Below are 14,736 nucleotides of genomic sequence, written 5' to 3' on the forward strand. Positions count from 1 at the left end.
GATCATTCACAGATTAAGCTGTCGTCATACAGTCCGTCAATCTGGTGAACCCAGGTCCAGGAGACCCTCATGTTTGAAGCGCCCATGCGCCGCCGCCCCCTGCTCGCCCTGCTGGGCGCCGCCTGCCTGCCCGGGGCCTTGCATGCCCAGGGCGGCGCGTGGCCCGAGAAGCCGGTCCGCCTGATCGTGCCCTTCCCGCCCGGCGGCGGCACCGACGCGCTGGCCCGCATCCTGGCCACCGGCCTGTCGCGCCTGTGGGGCCAGCCGCTGGTGGTGGACAACCGCGCCGGCGCGCAGGGCAATATCGGCACGCAGATGGCGATCAAGTCGCCGCCCGACGGCTACACCCTGGTGTTCGCCCACCAGGGGGTGATGACGGTCAATCCGCACCTGTATGCGCAGATCGGCTTCGATCCGCTGAAAGACATGCAGCCCGTCTCGCTCGGCACCGTGCAGCCCTTCCTGCTGGTGGCCCACCCTTCCGTGCCGGCCAGCAACCTGGCGGAGCTGACCGCCCTGGCCAAACGCGAGCCGGGCAAGCTGACTTTCGCCTCCAGCGCCTCCGGCCCGCAGATGGCCGGCGAGCTGTACAAGGCCACCGCCGGCGTCTCGATGCTGCACGTGGCCTACAAGGGCGCGGGGCCGGCGGTGGTCGATGTGCTGGGCGGCACGGTCAACCTGATGGTGGCCAATCCGACCTCGGTGGCGCCGCACATCAAGAGCGGCAAGCTGAAGGGCATCGTCGTCTTCGGCAACGAGCGCATCGACATCCTGCCGGAGGTGCCGACCGCCGCCGAAGCCGGCTTCCCCGAGCTGGGCCGCAACCCGGAGTGGTACGGCTTCGGCGTGCCCACCGGCACACCGGCGGCCGTGGTGCAGAAGCTCAACCACGACATCGGCTCGGTGCTGAACTCCGACGAGGCGCAGAAGGCCATCCGCGGCCTGGGCCTGATCCCCTCGCCCAGCACGCCCGAGGCCTTCGCCCAGCGCCTGCGCAGCGACTACGAAGTCTGGGGCCGCGTCGTGAAGATCTCCGGCGCCAAGGCCGAGGGCAGCTGAGCCATGTCCTGCCGCGCCGTCGCCACCAGCCAGCGCGAGAAGCGGGCATAGGGGTCACGATGGGCCTTGGCCATCTCGCAGACCAGCCAGTAGCCGTCCTCGCTGACGGCCGCATGCGGCAGCGGCCGCACCAGCACGCCGGTGGCGAACTCGCCGTACAGATAGGCCCGCTGCGTCACCGCCACGCCCAGGCCCTGGGCGGCGGCCTGCAGGCAGAGCGCGGCATTGGCCATGGGCACCATGCGTGTGTGTTCGCCCGGCGCCAGGCCGACCGACTGCAGCCAGCTGTCCCAGCTGCCCGGCGCGATCATGGACTTGAGCAGCTTCTCGCCCAGCAGATCGGCCGGCGTGTGGATGCGCGCCGCCACGGCGGGCGAGCAGGCCAGCACCAGCTCGTCGCGGAACAGCAGCTCGGCATGCTCGTCGCGCCAGTCGCCGCGGCCGCGGCGCACCACGAAATCGGCGTTGATCAGCTCGGTATCGTCGGCGCGCGCCACGGTGGCGATCTCCACGTCGATGTCCTGGTGCTCGGCATAGAAGCCGGCCAGGCGCGGCATCAGCCACTGGATGGCGAGGCTGGGAATCACCTTCACCCGGATCGGCGCCTGGGCCGAGCCGCCCATGGCCTTGGCCACCAGGGCCTCCAGCCGCTCGAAGGCCTCGGCCGCGCCGGTGGCCAGCTCCAGGCCGGTCTCGGTGAACTCCACCTGCCGGCCGGACTTCACCAGCACCCGCGCGCCCAGCTCGGTTTCCAGGCGCCGGATCTGGTGGCTGACCGCCCCTGGCGTGATGTGCAGCTGCGCCGCCGCGCGCCCCATGCCGCCGCAGCGGTGGATGGCTTCCAGCACCCGCAGCGGGCCCAGGATGTTGCGCAGTTCGGTCATGACAAAAACTTGAGCTGGATTGAAGGATCGCCCAAAGATTTGAACAGACGGCAGAGCCCTCGCTCACTAGAGTCTTCACTCATCACACAAGAAGAGCTGGAGACAAATCATGAGAAAAATTAAGGCATGGCGCGGGGCGCTCGCCCTGGGCCTGGGCTTGCTCTCGGGCCTCGTCCACGCGCAAGCGCCCAAGGCGTATCCGGACCGGGCGATCCGACTGATCGTGCCCTTCGCCGCCGGCAGCGCGGCCGACACCCTCTCGCGCACCGTGGCGACCCGGCTGGCCGAGCGCCTGGGCCAGTCGGTGGTGGTGGACAACAAGGGCGGCGCCGGCGGCACCATCGGCACGGCCGACATCGCCCGCGCCGCGCCGGACGGCTACACACTCGGCGTGGCCGCGCAAGGCACGCTGGTCAACAACCTGGTGCTGTACTCCAAGCCCGGCTACGACCCGCTGAAGGACTTCGCCTATGTGGCCCACATCGGCGACGTGCAGAACGTGCTGGTGGTGAAGGCCGATGCGCCCTATGCCGACGTGGCCGCGCTGCTCAAGGCCATCCGCGAGCAGCCCGACGAGCACTTCAAGTTCTCCTCCAGCGGCGCCGGCACCAGCCACCACGTGGCCGGCGTGCTGCTGGGCCAGCACCTGAAGAAGAAGCTGCTGCACGTGCCCTATACCGGCGCGCCGCAGGGACTGACCGCCATCCTCTCGGGCGATGTCGATTTCGGCCTCTACAACCTGCCGGCCGCCTACGGCCTGATCACCTCCGGCAAGCTCAAGGCGCTGGCCATGACCGGGCCGGCTCGCGCCACCGTGCTGCCCCAGGTTCCGACCCTGGCCGAATCAGGCCTGGACGGCTACTCGGTCACCCTGTGGTGGGGCGTGATCGCGCCGGCCGCCCTGCCGGTGCCGATCGCGCAGAAGCTCAACGAAGAGATCAACCGCATCGTGGCCCAGCCCGATGTGCGCAGCCGCATGGCCGAGCAGGGCTTCACCCTGCCGCCGCTGCCGGGCCGCACACGCGAGCAGTTCGCCGAGCTGGTGCGCAGCGACATCCGCACCTCGCTGCCGCTGCTGAAGCAAATGGGCCTGTCGGCCAGCGAATGAGGACATGAGCGACATGACCCTCTGCGAACAACTCGCCGCCCTGGCCGTGGACACCCCCCTGTCCGCCCTGCCCCCCCTGGCCATCGAACGCGCCCAGATGGTGCTGGCCAGCACCCTGGCCAGCGCCGCCGCCGGCTACGGCATCGATTCGACCCGCATCGTGCGCGGCCTGGAGATCGCCGACGGCGGCCGTCCCGCCGCCGCCGTCTGGTTCGGCGACCAGCGCCTGCCGCTGCGTGCCGCCGCCCGCGTCAACGCCATCGCCAGCGACGCGGCCGCATCGGACGACAGCGACCTGCGCAGCATCGCCCATATCGGCACGGTGATCAGCGCCGTCTCCCTGGCCGTGGCTGAAGCCAGCCGCAGCACCGGCGCGCAGGTGCTGGGCGCCATGGTGCTGGGCTACGAGATCGCCGGCCGCATCGACGAATCGCTCACGCCCGAACGCATGCGGCGCGGCTTCCACGGCTCGGTCTCCACCGTCTTCGGCGGCGTGGTCGCCGGCGGCCGGCTGCTGGGGCTGGACCAGGCGCGCATGGCCCAGGCCATTGCCCTGGCCGCCACTTCCATCGGCGGCATGGCGATGGCCGCCGACACCAGCTGCGCACGGGAATACCACGCGGGCCTTGCCGCCAGCACCGCCGTCAACGCCGTGCTGGCCGCGCAGGCCGGCTTCCAGGCCGAACTGGCCGTGCTCGAATCGCCACGCGGCTTCCTGCAGGCCCTGGGCGCGCAGGACACAAACGCCATCACCGCCGGCTGGGGCGAGAGCTGGGACATCGTCACCGACATGGCCATCAAGCTCATGCCCGGCGCCCACCCCTTCCACGCCACCGCCGAGGCCGCGGCCGATGCCGCCGCCCTGGCGCGCGCCGATGGCGGGCTGCGGCTGGAGGACATCGCCCAAGTCGAGATCTCCGCCGCCGTGCAGTGGACGCATTTCCAGGGCGATCCGCATCCACGCAACCTGGTCGATGCGGCCCACAGCATCGTCTACTTCGTGGCCGCCGCCATCGCCGACGGCGCCTTCGGCTGGCAGCACATGGACGTGCGGAAGATGGCCGACCCCGCCATCGCCGCCCTGCAGGACAAGGTGGTGATGGACCCCGCCCCGCCGCCCCTGCCCGACCGCTTCCCGCACCGCCACGGCGGCGCCGTGACCATCACCCTGGCCGACGGCCGACGCTTTCGCAGCGAATGCAAGGCCCCGCGCGGCTCCGGCCCGCGCGGCGTGTCGTGGAGCGACGTGGAGGACAAGTTCCACCGGCTGATGCCCGAGAGCGGCCTGGACGCCGCCGCCATCGCCGAATGCCTGGAGGGCGTGCGCCAGCTGCCCTCGGCCCAACGGATCGACCGACTGGTCGAAAGCACCCGCGTCGCGGGTGTGGTTCCCGCCTAGTTCCCGCCTGGTTCGAAACAAAAAAGGAGACATCCATGTTCAAGTTCCTCGCCCGCGCAGCCCTGCTGTCCGCGCTGGTCCTGCAGTCCGCCTTCGCGGCCGACGCCTATCCCTCGCGGCCGATCACCATCGTGGTCGGCGTGGCGCCCGGCGGCAGCCTCGATGCGCTCGCGCGCCTGGTCGCCGCGCAGATGACGATCGACCTCAAGCAGTCGGTGGTGGTGGAGAACACCACCGGCGCCGGCGGCCTGGTCGGCTACCAGAAGATGACCCGGTCCGCGCCCGATGGCTACACGCTGATGTTCAGCAACAGCTCCATGGTGCTGATCCCGCTGATGTTCCCCAAGGCGGGCCTCGACATCGTTGGCGACACCACCCCCATCGGCCATGTGGCCAACGTACCCATGGTGGTGGCGGTGAGCAACCAGAGCGGCATCCAGGACCTGGGCGCGCTGATGACGCAGATGAAGTCCGGCGGCGCCAAGCTCAACTTCGGCTCCGGCGGCCCCGGCACCACCTCGCACCTGGCCGAGGCGGTGTTCATCAAGATGGTCGGCGGACAGGGCGAGCTGGTCGCCTACCGCGGCTCCGGCCCGGCCCTGGCCGACGTGATGGCCGGCACCATCGAAGGGATCATCGACCAGACCGTCACCCTCACCTCGCTGCACCAGAGCAAGCGGGTGAAGGCCCTGGCCGTGTCCTCGCCCAAGCGCACCGCCCAGCTGCCCGACGTGCCCACCTTCGCCGAGGCCGGCCTGCCGCAGTTCGACATGCAGATCTGGAACGGCCTGGTCGGCCCCAAGGGACTTCCGCCGGCCGTGGCCGAGGTGCTGCAGAAGTCGCTGCGCCGCATCGTCGAATCGCCCGAATGGCGCGACCGCATCGGCCAGCTCGGCGCCGAGCCGCCGCCGGCATCCGAACTCGGCCCGCAGGCCCTGCGCGCCACGCTCGCCGCCGACCAGAAGAAGCTGGCGGGCATGGCCGGCGAACTCAATCTGCAGGCCCGCTGAAGCGCGGTCGCCTGGTCTTTTTTCGATGCATCACAAGGAGCGCAAAGTGACTCAGAAGGTTTATGGATTCGTCGGTCTCGGCAACATGGGCGGCCCCATGGCCGCCCGCCTGGTGGCGGCGGGCTACACGCTGCATGTGTACGACCGGGATCAAAAAGCGGTGGACGCCGTGGTCGCCAAGGGCGCGACCGCACAGGCCTCGGCCCGGGCGGTGGCAGACGCCAGCGACGTGGTGTTCCTGAGCCTGCCGGACGGCAAGATCGTGAACCTGGTGGTGAGCGGCGACGACGGCCTGGCCGGCGCCAGCCGCGCCAAGACGGTGGTGGACCTGTCCACCATCGGCCCCGATGCGGCCCGCAAGGCCTTTGCCACCCTGGCCGAGCGCAGCATCACCTATGTGGACGCGCCGATCAGCGGCGGTGTGGGCGGCGCGGTCAAGGGCACGCTGGCGGTGATGGTGGCCTGCCAGCAGGCGCTCTACGACGAGCTGCTGCCGGTGCTGCAGACCTTCGGGACCGGCTTCTACATGGGGCAGGACGCGGGGCTGGCGCAGGTCATGAAGCTGGCCAACAACCTGCTCTCCGCCACGGCTGTTGCCATTACGGCCGAGGCCATGGCCATGGGGGTGAAGTCGGGGCTGAATGCGCGCACCATGATCGATGTGATCAATGCTGGCTCGGGTCGCAACTCTGCTACTGCGGACAAGTTTCCCAAGGCTGTGTTGACCGGGACCTTCAATGTCGGTTTCGCTGCGAAGCTGGCGCACAAGGATGTGCGGTTGTGCCTGGCGGAGGCTGAAGCCATCGGGGTGCCGATGATGGTGGGGGCTGCGGTTCGGGAGATGTTGGTGGCTACCACGGCCATCTGCGGGCCTGAGGCGGATTACTCGGATGTGGCGCGGGTGGTGGAGGATTGGGCTGGGACCAAGATCCGAGGGTGATTTCTTCTTTTTGGGGGGCCTTGTTTTTCCTTCTTCCACTCCGTGGGAGGGTGGAGGTGGGGCTGGCGTCGCCCCACACCCCCGGTAACTTTCTTTCCATTGAAAGAAAGTCACCAAAGAAAAATTCAATGCGGGATCGGGGACGGGCTTTCGCCCGGGTCGGGCCTTTGTTTCGCTTCGCTTCACTCGGCTCTCGGCATGGCGTAGTGGGCTCAGCAACCGGAACGAATGCTCGAGGTTTGGGCCGCTCGTTCGCCAAAAGCTTCACGCTCTGGCGCGCTTGGTGAGCGCTTGGTTTCGCGCACTGGCGGTTTCCAGCGGATTGGACGCAGCGCTTGATCAAACTAGTCGGACGGCAGAGCGTGAAGCTTTTGGCGAGCGGGCGGCCCGATCCTCGAGCTTTTGCAGTCGTTGCTGAGATCAAATCGCCATGCCGAGAGCCGAGTGAAGCGCAGCGAAACAAAGGCCCGACCCGGGCGAAAGCCCGTCCCCGATCCCGCTTTCTAATTTTTCTTTGGTGACTTTCTTTCAATGGAAAGAAAGTTACCGGGGGTGTGGGGCGACGCGAGCCCCACCTCCACCCTCGGTAGGAGTAGAAGAAGTAAACAAGCCGAAGGCAGCCAACCAAAAAAAACCAACGCCGAAAAATCAAACGTGCTCAGCAGAAACAGCCCGCGTTTCCCCAGTCTCGACCAAAGTACGCGTAGCATCCACACGCCCATAAATCCAAAGGATCTTCATCCCATCAACATCAGAAGCATTCCGAAACCGATGCGGCACCCCCGAAGGAATAAACGTCGTATCCCGCGGCTGCAAATCATGGTGCTCATCACCAATATCAAAGACGGCATGCCCCTCCAGCAACATCACACTCTCCTCGCAGTTGTGAAAATGCCAGGGAATCTGCGCCCCAGGCCCGAACTCGGTAATCCCGTTGATGAAACTCTGCGCCCCCAGCCGCGCGGAAACCAGCGGAATCGTCCGCGCCCCCCGCCACGTTCATAGACCTTGAGGGCGCTAGGTCGCAAGATGGATGCTTCGCTCATGAATATCGGTCTCCTCTTATTCAGCCTTGATGTTGTTGGCCTGAATCACCTTGCGATACAGCTGGAACTGCTCCTGCAGCGCCACACCGAACTCGCCCGGCGAACTTCCGCGAATCGTCATGCCCTGGGCCACCAGCTGGCGCCGGGTGTCCGGGTCGTCCAATGAAGTCTTGACCGAGCGGTAGAGCCGGTCGACCACCGCCCGCGGCGTGCCCTTGGGCGCCACCAGGGCGAACCAGGAATTGAAGTTGAAGTCCGGCAGGCCGGACTCGCTCACCGTCGGTACGTTGGGGTACTGCGCCAGCCGCTGCGGGGCGGACACCGCCAGCAGCCGCAGCTTGCCGCCGGCGATCAGCGAGGTGACCGTGCCCAGCCCCTGGAAGGCCGCATCCACCTCGCCGCCCGCCACCGCGATGGCGGCCGGGGTGGCGCCCTTGTAGGGCACATGCACCATGTCCAGCCCGGCGCGGCTGGCGAACATCGCCATGGCCAGATGCTGCGGGCTGCCGCTGCCGCCCGAGCCGTAGTTGAGCTTGCCCGGCCGCGCCTTGGCGGCCTGGATGAAATCGGCCACGGTCTGGTAGGGCGAGTCGGGCTTGACCACCAGGCCCCATTCGATGGTGCCGACCAGGGACACCGGCACGAAGTCGGCCAGCGGATCCCAGTTGGCCTTGTAGATGTTGGGCACCATGGTCAGCACGCTGTCGTTGAAGCCGCCCAGGGTGTAGCCGTCCGGCGCGGCCTTGGCCACCCGCTCGGCGCCGATCAGGCCGGAAGAGCCGGGGATGTTCTCCAGGTAGAAGGACTGGCCGAGGTCGATGCCCATGCGCTGGGTGAGCACCCGGGCGCCGTTGTCCACCGCGCTGCCGGCCGCCAGCGGGATCACCATGTGGATGGACTTGGCCGCCGGCCAGGCCGGTTGCGCCAGGACGCCGGTCGTGACGGCGGCGGCGAGGACGGTGCCGGCCAGCAGGTGCTTGAGCAGGGTGTTCATGCTTGTCTTGTCTCCGGATGTCTTCTGTCGGGGTGCCGGCGCGCTCGATCGGCGCTTTTGTCAGGCCGGCGCGGCCACCGGCTCGCTGCGCGCCAGCGGCCGGATCGCCAGGCGCGCGGCCAGGCGGTCCAGGTCTTCCACCAGGGCCAAGGGCAGCGGCACGCCGGATTCGGCGTAGGCCCGGCGTTTGCCGTGGCTCTGCTCGCCGGGCAGCCAGATGCGTTCCACGCCGGGCAGTCGTTCGCTGCCGCGGATGTCGCGCACCAGCGCATCGACGGCGGCCTTGAAGGGGGCCGCGCCGCCGAAGGCCGCCAGATCGATCACCAGGATGGCCTGGCCGGTGTTGGTGGGCGTGCGGTGGTCGGTGTTGAAATCGACCACGTCGCGCCCCATGGCCGCGCCCTGCAGGGTGCCGGCCAGCAGGCCCACCATCAGCGCCAGGCCGTAGCCCTTGTGGCCGCCGATGGGCATGAGGAAGCCTTCGCTGGCCCGGTTCGGGTCGGTCAGGGGCTGGCCCTGGCGGTCGATCATCCAGCCCTCGGGCATGGGCTCGCCGCGCTTGGCCTTGGCCTTGACCTTGCCGTAGGCGGCCACGGTGGTGGCCATGTCCAGCACCACCGGCGGCTCCTCGGCGGTGGGGAAGGCGGCGGCGATGGGGTTGGTGGACAGCAGCATGTCCATGCCGCCCCAGGGCGGCAGGTGGTTGGCGTTGCCGACGGCGAAGTACAGGCCCACCATGTCGTGCTGCAGCGGCATGCGGGCGTAGAGCGATGCCGGTCCGGCATGGTTGCTGTTGCGGGTGCCGACCCAGGCGACACCGGCCTGGCGCGCCTTGTCGATGGCGATGTCCACCGCGCGGGAGACCACCAGGTGGCCCATGCCGTTGTCACCGTCGACCACGGCCATGGCGGCGCGCTCCTGAACCACGCGGATCCCGGGCCGCTGTTTGATGCCGCCGCATTCGATGCGCTGGATGTACTGCGGCAGGCGGATCACGCCGTGGCCGTCGGAGCCCTGCAGGTCGGCCTCGGCCATCAGGCGGGCGACGGTGGCGGCATCGGCATCGGGCAGGCCGACGCGGCCCAGGGCGGCGGCGATGAAGCGGCGCAGGTTCTCACCCTGCACCCGGATCTCGGAACTGGCGGATGTGCTCATGGCTGGACCGTCGCGCGCAGTCGCCGCGCCGGCCTCCCTGTCTGGTGCTTGTGGTGGCGCAGTCTAGGAAGCGGCGCGGGAGCGGTCCAATGCCGAATCCGTCGCGGCTCATATCATGCCGCTATGGCCCGCCACTTCCCGCCCCAGCCGTGAACCTGCGCACCCTGCGTTATTTCGTCGCCATCGCCGATGCCGGCAGCTTCACCGCGGCCGCCGCGGCGGTCGCCATCGCCCAGCCGGCGCTGACCCGCCAGCTGCGCGACCTGGAGGCCGACCTGGGCGTGCAGCTCTTCCAGCGCGGCGCACGCGGCGTGCGCCTGACACCGGCCGGCGCCACGCTTTACGAATCGGCGCGCCGCATGCTGGCCGAGGCCGAGCGGGTGCGGCGCCAGCTCGGCGGCGCGGCGGAGGATGCGGACAGCACCGTCACGCTGGGCCTGTCGCCCACCCTCACCCGCGTGCTGCTGCCGGGCGTGTTCGAGCGTTGCCACCAGCAGCTGGCCGGCGTGCGCCTGGTGGTGCGCGAGGCCTTCACGCCGCAGCTGCTCGACGGGCTGGAGCGCGGCGGGCTGGACATGGCCATCCTCACCAATCCCGAGCCCCAACGCGGCCTGGCGCTGCAGCCGCTGCTGGTGGAGCCCTTCGCCCTGGTCACGCCTGCCGCGCGCGGGCTGCCGGCGGTGGTGCCGCTGGCCCAGCTGGCGCGGGTGCCGCTGCTGATGACCCGCCTGCACCGCAGCATCGTGGAGCGCGGCCTGGCGCCGCTGGGCGCGCAGCTGTCGGTGGAGGCCGAGATCGACTCGGTGGATGCGATCCGCGAGCTGGTGCTGCAGGGGCGGCGCTGCACGGTGATGCCGGTGTCGGTTTTCAAGGATGCGCCGCCCGCCACGGTGCGCCTGTCGGAGATCTCGGGCGCGCAGCTGCACCGCATGCTGGTGCTGGCGCGCAAGGCCGAGGCCCGGCCGCGCGCCGCGCTGGGTGTGGTCGGCGAGCTGGTGCAGGCCGAGGCGCAGCGGCTGGCGGCCGAGGGTGTGTTCAGCTTCGGGCGGGTGCGCGCGCCGGAGCCGCCCGCTGCATGAAGAGCGGCTCTCTGGCACAGTGCACGCCTCTTCACGCCAGGCCCTCACCATGCGCCAGACCCCGTCCCTGCACCGCCGCCGGATCGCCGCGGCCACCCTCTTGCTCCCCTGGTTCGCCGGCTGCGCCAGCCCGGCGGCCGGCTGGCAGGCCAGCCCCGAGGCGATCGCCGCGCTGGCGCCCACCGGCCGGCTGCGCGCCTCGATCAATCTGGGCAATCCGGTGCTGGCCCGACGCGAGGCGAGCGGCGAACTGGCGGGTGTGTCGATCGACCTGGCGCGCGAACTCGGCCGCCGGCTCGGCGTGCCGGTGGATCTGATGGCGGTGGATTCCGCCGGCCGTTCGGTGGAGGTGGTGCGCGGCGCCAATGCCGACATCGGCTTCTTCGCCATCGATCCGCTGCGCGGCGAGGGCGTGGCCTTCACGGCGGCCTATGTGGTGATCGAGGGCGCCTACATGGTGCGGGCCGATTCGCCGCTGCAGGCCAACGCCGAGGTGGACCGCCCCGGCCGCACCGTCGCCGTCGGCAAGGGCAGCGCCTACGACCTCTACCTCAGCCGCGAGATCAAGCAGGCCACGCTGGTGCGCATCCCCACCTCGCCCAAGGTGGTGGACGAATTCATGGCGCAGAAGCTCGACGTGGCGGCCGGCGTGCGCCAGCAGCTCGAAGCAGATGCCAAACGCACGCCGGGCGTGCGCCTGCTGCCGGGGCGTTTCATGGTGATCGAGCAGGCCATGGGCGTGCCCGCCGGCCGCCCTCCGCTGGCGCAGCAGAGCCTGCGGCGTTTCGTCGAGGAGATGAAGGCCAGCGGCTTCGTGGCGCGCTCGCTGCAGCGCCACGGTATCGAGGGCGCGGCGGTGGCGCCGGCCGCCTGAGCCTTCAGGCCGCCGCTGTCGCGCCAGCCGACAGCCGCGCCAGCGCCAGCCGCAGCGACTGCGCCTGCGCCGCCTCGTACAGCGAGAACTCGTCGGCCACCGGCGCGCCCAGGTCGCGTTCGAAGGCCGCGCGGTTGCCGCCGCCCTCGTAGCTGCTCTGGCCTTCCGAACCCAGGTTGGAGCGGAAGATGCCGGCGGCGCTCACCGGCAGGAAGTCTTCGTAGATCAGCGGCTCGATGTCCAGCCAGCCCTGTGCGACCAGCTCGGCGGGCGCCAGGCCGGCCGGCGCGGCCTCGCCCGCATGCAGGCGCTGCGCGGGCGCCTGGAAACGCACATAGGCCAAGCCCTGGTCGAACAGGGCACGCAGATCGTCCGGGAAGGCGGTGAAGGCCTGCACCAAGGCCTCGCCACGCGGCTGGCCGGCCTTGCCGGCGGCCTGGGCCTGCTGCAGCAATGCGTCGTAGCGCTCGCGGCCGGCGGGGGTCAGGGCGCAGCCGCGCTGCTCGATCTCGCCGAAACGCGCGGTGTGGGTGCCGTCGTCCGCGCTGCCCACGAAACGGATCGGCTCCTGCAGCGCCAGGAAGCTGGTCTGGCGCAGCAGCACCGGGCAGGCGCGCTGCGGCGGGCCTTCGATGCTGTCCTTGGCGCGCATGCCGCGCGAGGCCATCGCCGCCTGGGCGGCATCGATGTCGAGCACCCGCGGCGTCAGGTGATTGATGTGCGGGCCCTTGAAGCAGACCACGTCGGCGATCAGCGGATGCATGGCGCGCAGCTGCTGGTAGCTCTGGGCGTCCACCGTGGCTTCGCGGTGCCAGCGGAAGGTTTCCAGGGCCTGGGCGACGAACTCCCGGGCCTGCGCCGCATCCAGGCCGCCCTGGCTTTCGGCGAGGGCGATCAGCTCGCGGCAGCGCGCGGTGTAGATGTCGCGCTGGCCCAGGATGGCGGCGGCGCGCTCGCGCAGCGCGGCGTCCTCGATCAGCTCCAGGCGCAGCAGGGAGGTGAAGACACGGAAGGGATTGCGCAGCAGCGCGGCCTCGTCGGTGCAGCGGAAGGCGGTGGAATGCACCGGCACGCCGGCCACCGACAGGTCGTAGTAGCCGACCGCCTCCATGCCCATCACGGCGAACAGTCGGCGCATGGTGGCCAGCTCGGCGGCGGTGCCCAGGCGGATCGCGCCGTGGCGCTCCACGCCCAGGCGCTGCTGTTCTTCCTCGGCCTGCGGGCCGGTGGAGAGCGGGCCGTCGCGGCGGATGACGGCGATGTTGATGTCGGCGACCAGCTCCAGCAGCGTGCCGTACTGCGGCACCTCGGCCTTGTACATGTCCGACAGGGCGCGGGAGAAGGCGGTGCGGATGTCGTCGGGATGGAGGAAGGCGGTGGGGCTCATGGGGCGTGCGTGGGCGGTTTTCGAAAGTGCCGCGACTATCGCAGCGCGCCGGCCGCCGCGCTAGCAAGGAATCGGAAGGACTTCATTCCCATATCGCAACAACTTGAGCGCAAGGTGCCGGCGGCGTGCGATGCTCTGCTTCATCGCGACCACGCCGGATGTTGCCGGCACGACATGATGTTCAAACGGGAACTGCTGCCGCCCACCGCCCTGCTGATGGCTTTCGAGAGCGCCGCGCGCCACGGCAGCGTCTCGCGCGCCGCCCAGGAGCTGCACCTGACCCAGAGCGCCATCTCGCGCCAGGTCGGCCAGCTGGAGACCCGGCTGGGCTGCGCCCTCTTCCACCGGGTGCGCCAGCGGGTGGTGCTGACCGACGCCGGCCGGGTCTACGCGGCGGAACTGCGCCAGCATTTCGAGGCGCTGTCCGCGGCCACCCAGCGGGTGATGACCCTGGGCGGCGGCGGCGAGGTGCTGAACCTGGCGGTGCTGCCGACCTTCGGCACCGAATGGCTGATACCGCGCATGCCGCGCTTCGCCGATGCGCATCCCGAGGTCACGGTGAACTTCTCCACCCGCTCCGAGCCCTTCGACTTCGAGCGCGAGCCCTTCGACGCGGCCATCCATTTCGGCGAGGACTTCTGGCCCGGCGCCTCCTGCGATTTCCTGCTGCGCGAGGACGTGGTGCCGGTGTGCAGCCCCGCCTTGCGCGACCGCCACGGCCTGCGGCGGGAATCCGACCTAGACGGCGTGCGCCTGCTGCACCAGTCCACCCGGCCCGAGCAGTGGAGCGAATGGTTCGCCCTGGGCGAGGTGGCGGCGCAGCAGGCGATGCGCGGGCCGCGCTTCGAGCAGTTCTCGATGATGGCCCAGGCGGCGGCCAGCGGGCTGGGCGTGGCGCTGGTGCCGCGGCTGCTGGTGTCGGAGCTGCTCGACAGCGGCCGGCTGGTGGTGCTGTTCGACCGGGCCCTGGCGTCCAGCAAGGCCTATTACTTCGTGATGCCCGAATCGCGCGCGCGGGACAAGCTGGTGCTGGCCTTCCGGCGCTGGCTGCTGGAGGAGGCGGCGGCCGGCGCGGCCGGCGCCGTTGCCTGAGCGGCGGCCAGGCGCGCGGCGGCGGCGCGGATATGCCGCTGGATCGCCTGCTCGGCCGCCGCCGCGTCGCCATCGACGATCGCCTGGTAGACCGCCCGGTGCTCGGCCTGCGCCTGCTGCGACAGCCCGTCGGCCTCGGCGCTGCGGCTGCGCGCCACGTCGATCGCCACCGCGTAGAAGCGCCGCAGGTAGTCCATGAAGAGCCGGTAATGGCCGTTGCCGGTGGCGTCGGCGATGGTGCGGTGGAATTCCAGGTCGGCCTCGCTGCCGCTGCTGCCCTCGGCCAGGGCCCGTGCCATGTCGTCCAGGCAGTGTTTGAGGCGGGCCAGCTGTTCGGGCGTGCGGCGCGTGGCGGCCAGGGCGGCAGCCATGCCCTCCACGCCCAGGCGCAGCTCGGCCAGTTCCAGGATGGACTGGGTCGATTGCGCGCTCGGCGCCTCGAAACGGAAGGGCGTGCGCACCGAAGGCGCCAGCACGAAGCTGCCGCGGCCCTGTTGGGTGTCGATCAGGCCATCGGACTTCATGCGCGCCATGGCCTCGCGCAGCACCGTGCGGCTCACGCCGTAGTGCTCGCACAGCGCGGGCTCGGCCGGCAGCTTGGCGCCCACGGGGTAGCGGCCGGCGGCGATGTCGGCGGCGATGGCGTCCACGAGGCGCTCGGGCAGCGAGGGCATGGCAAGAGTCATGGGGCTGGAAGATACCGCAGCCC

At 70.1% G+C, this 14,736-nt stretch carries 14 protein-coding genes; 8 read left to right on the top strand and 6 right to left on the bottom strand.

The features are described 5' to 3' along the window. Positions 1–69 precede the first annotated feature (69 nt). Positions 70–1,059 (top strand): Bug family tripartite tricarboxylate transporter substrate binding protein, encoded by a 990-nt coding sequence (locus GT347_RS10090; RefSeq protein ID WP_160551829.1) that lies wholly within the window; start codon positions 70–72, stop codon positions 1,057–1,059. On the opposite strand, the gene GT347_RS10095 is transcribed toward GT347_RS10090, so the two are convergent. Further along, positions 1,002–1,943, bottom strand: a complete 942-nt coding sequence (locus GT347_RS10095) for a LysR substrate-binding domain-containing protein (RefSeq protein ID WP_160551830.1) — start codon at positions 1,941–1,943, stop codon at positions 1,002–1,004. The genes GT347_RS10090 and GT347_RS10095 overlap by 58 nt on opposite strands. Before the next feature lie 109 nt (positions 1,944–2,052). On the opposite strand from GT347_RS10095, the gene GT347_RS10100 reads away from it, so the two are divergent. The 4 genes from GT347_RS10100 to GT347_RS10115 are packed head-to-tail and all read left to right on the top strand — an operon-like array spanning position 2,053 to position 6,400. Beyond that, positions 2,053–3,051 (top strand): Bug family tripartite tricarboxylate transporter substrate binding protein, encoded by a 999-nt coding sequence (locus GT347_RS10100; RefSeq protein WP_160551831.1) that lies wholly within the window; start codon positions 2,053–2,055, stop codon positions 3,049–3,051. Positions 3,052–3,055: 4 nt separating this feature from the next. Next, positions 3,056–4,450 carry an MmgE/PrpD family protein gene (locus GT347_RS10105; protein WP_160551832.1) on the top strand — a complete coding sequence of 465 codons (1,395 nt, stop codon included), beginning with the start codon at positions 3,056–3,058 and terminating at the stop codon, positions 4,448–4,450. Positions 4,451–4,485: 35 nt separating this feature from the next. After that, a complete protein-coding gene (locus GT347_RS10110; protein WP_160551833.1) occupies positions 4,486–5,460 on the top strand; it encodes a Bug family tripartite tricarboxylate transporter substrate binding protein in 975 nt (324 codons plus the stop codon). 25 nt (positions 5,461–5,485) lie between these two features. Then, positions 5,486–6,400 (top strand): NAD(P)-dependent oxidoreductase, encoded by a 915-nt coding sequence (locus tag GT347_RS10115; RefSeq protein WP_160551834.1) that lies wholly within the window; start codon positions 5,486–5,488, stop codon positions 6,398–6,400. 648 nt (positions 6,401–7,048) lie between these two features. Here the strand turns inward: GT347_RS10115 and GT347_RS27500 are convergent. From GT347_RS27500 to GT347_RS10130, 3 genes are all read right to left on the bottom strand, one after another. After that, positions 7,049–7,270 carry a cupin domain-containing protein gene (locus GT347_RS27500; protein WP_229722819.1) on the bottom strand — a complete coding sequence of 74 codons (222 nt, stop codon included), beginning with the start codon at positions 7,268–7,270 and terminating at the stop codon, positions 7,049–7,051. Between the two features lie 192 nt (positions 7,271–7,462). Then, on the bottom strand, positions 7,463–8,440 hold the full coding sequence (locus GT347_RS10125) for a Bug family tripartite tricarboxylate transporter substrate binding protein (protein WP_160551835.1): 978 nt from the start codon (positions 8,438–8,440) through the stop codon (positions 7,463–7,465). Between the two features lie 60 nt (positions 8,441–8,500). Continuing rightward, the gene (locus tag GT347_RS10130) at positions 8,501–9,595 is read right to left on the bottom strand and encodes an Ldh family oxidoreductase (protein ID WP_160551836.1); all 1,095 of its coding nucleotides are present in this window, start codon (positions 9,593–9,595) and stop codon (positions 8,501–8,503) included. Between the two features lie 149 nt (positions 9,596–9,744). Between GT347_RS10130 and GT347_RS10135 the strand changes: the two genes are divergently transcribed. Both GT347_RS10135 and GT347_RS10140 read left to right on the top strand, forming a co-directional pair. Further along, positions 9,745–10,674, top strand: a complete 930-nt coding sequence (locus GT347_RS10135) for a LysR family transcriptional regulator (protein WP_160551837.1) — start codon at positions 9,745–9,747, stop codon at positions 10,672–10,674. A 49-nt stretch (positions 10,675–10,723) separates the two neighbouring features. Then, positions 10,724–11,548: an ABC transporter substrate-binding protein gene (locus GT347_RS10140; RefSeq protein ID WP_160551838.1), complete on the top strand. Its 825-nt coding sequence runs from the start codon at positions 10,724–10,726 to the stop codon at positions 11,546–11,548. 4 nt (positions 11,549–11,552) lie between these two features. Here GT347_RS10140 and hglS read toward each other — a convergent pair whose 3' ends face one another. Beyond that, on the bottom strand, positions 11,553–12,935 hold the full coding sequence (gene hglS / locus GT347_RS10145; RefSeq protein WP_160551839.1) for a 2-oxoadipate dioxygenase/decarboxylase HglS: 1,383 nt from the start codon (positions 12,933–12,935) through the stop codon (positions 11,553–11,555). Positions 12,936–13,112: 177 nt separating this feature from the next. Here hglS and GT347_RS10150 point away from each other — a divergent pair, with 177 nt between their 5' ends. After that, the gene (locus GT347_RS10150) at positions 13,113–14,027 is read left to right on the top strand and encodes a LysR family transcriptional regulator (protein ID WP_160555294.1); all 915 of its coding nucleotides are present in this window, start codon (positions 13,113–13,115) and stop codon (positions 14,025–14,027) included. Here the strand turns inward: GT347_RS10150 and GT347_RS10155 are convergent. Further along, a complete protein-coding gene (locus GT347_RS10155) occupies positions 13,922–14,713 on the bottom strand; it encodes a FadR/GntR family transcriptional regulator (protein WP_229722820.1) in 792 nt (263 codons plus the stop codon). The genes GT347_RS10150 and GT347_RS10155 overlap by 106 nt on opposite strands. Between the last annotated feature and the right edge of the window lie 23 nt (positions 14,714–14,736).

The sequence above is a fragment of the Xylophilus rhododendri genome (assembly GCF_009906855.1).
GTDB classification, from domain to species: domain Bacteria; phylum Pseudomonadota; class Gammaproteobacteria; order Burkholderiales; family Burkholderiaceae_C; genus Xylophilus; species Xylophilus rhododendri.

What these genes read in the sequence shown, in the direction of transcription:
- GT347_RS10105 (WP_160551832.1), top strand. Translation starts at nt 3,056, where the DNA reads ATGAGCGACATGACCCTCTGCGAACAACTCGCCGCCCTGGCCGTGGAC.
- GT347_RS10110 (WP_160551833.1), top strand. Translation starts at nt 4,486, where the DNA reads ATGTTCAAGTTCCTCGCCCGCGCAGCCCTGCTGTCCGCGCTGGTCCTG.
- hglS (WP_160551839.1), bottom strand. Translation starts at nt 12,935, where the DNA reads ATGAGCCCCACCGCCTTCCTCCATCCCGACGACATCCGCACCGCCTTC.
- GT347_RS10090 (WP_160551829.1), top strand. Translation starts at nt 70, where the DNA reads ATGTTTGAAGCGCCCATGCGCCGCCGCCCCCTGCTCGCCCTGCTGGGC.
- GT347_RS10130 (WP_160551836.1), bottom strand. Translation starts at nt 9,595, where the DNA reads ATGAGCACATCCGCCAGTTCCGAGATCCGGGTGCAGGGTGAGAACCTG.
- GT347_RS10125 (WP_160551835.1), bottom strand. Translation starts at nt 8,440, where the DNA reads ATGAACACCCTGCTCAAGCACCTGCTGGCCGGCACCGTCCTCGCCGCC.
- GT347_RS10100 (WP_160551831.1), top strand. Translation starts at nt 2,053, where the DNA reads ATGAGAAAAATTAAGGCATGGCGCGGGGCGCTCGCCCTGGGCCTGGGC.
- GT347_RS10150 (WP_160555294.1), top strand. Translation starts at nt 13,113, where the DNA reads ATGTTCAAACGGGAACTGCTGCCGCCCACCGCCCTGCTGATGGCTTTC.
- GT347_RS10140 (WP_160551838.1), top strand. Translation starts at nt 10,724, where the DNA reads ATGCGCCAGACCCCGTCCCTGCACCGCCGCCGGATCGCCGCGGCCACC.
- GT347_RS10115 (WP_160551834.1), top strand. Translation starts at nt 5,486, where the DNA reads ATGCATCACAAGGAGCGCAAAGTGACTCAGAAGGTTTATGGATTCGTC.
- GT347_RS10155 (WP_229722820.1), bottom strand. Translation starts at nt 14,713, where the DNA reads ATGACTCTTGCCATGCCCTCGCTGCCCGAGCGCCTCGTGGACGCCATC.
- GT347_RS10095 (WP_160551830.1), bottom strand. Translation starts at nt 1,943, where the DNA reads ATGACCGAACTGCGCAACATCCTGGGCCCGCTGCGGGTGCTGGAAGCC.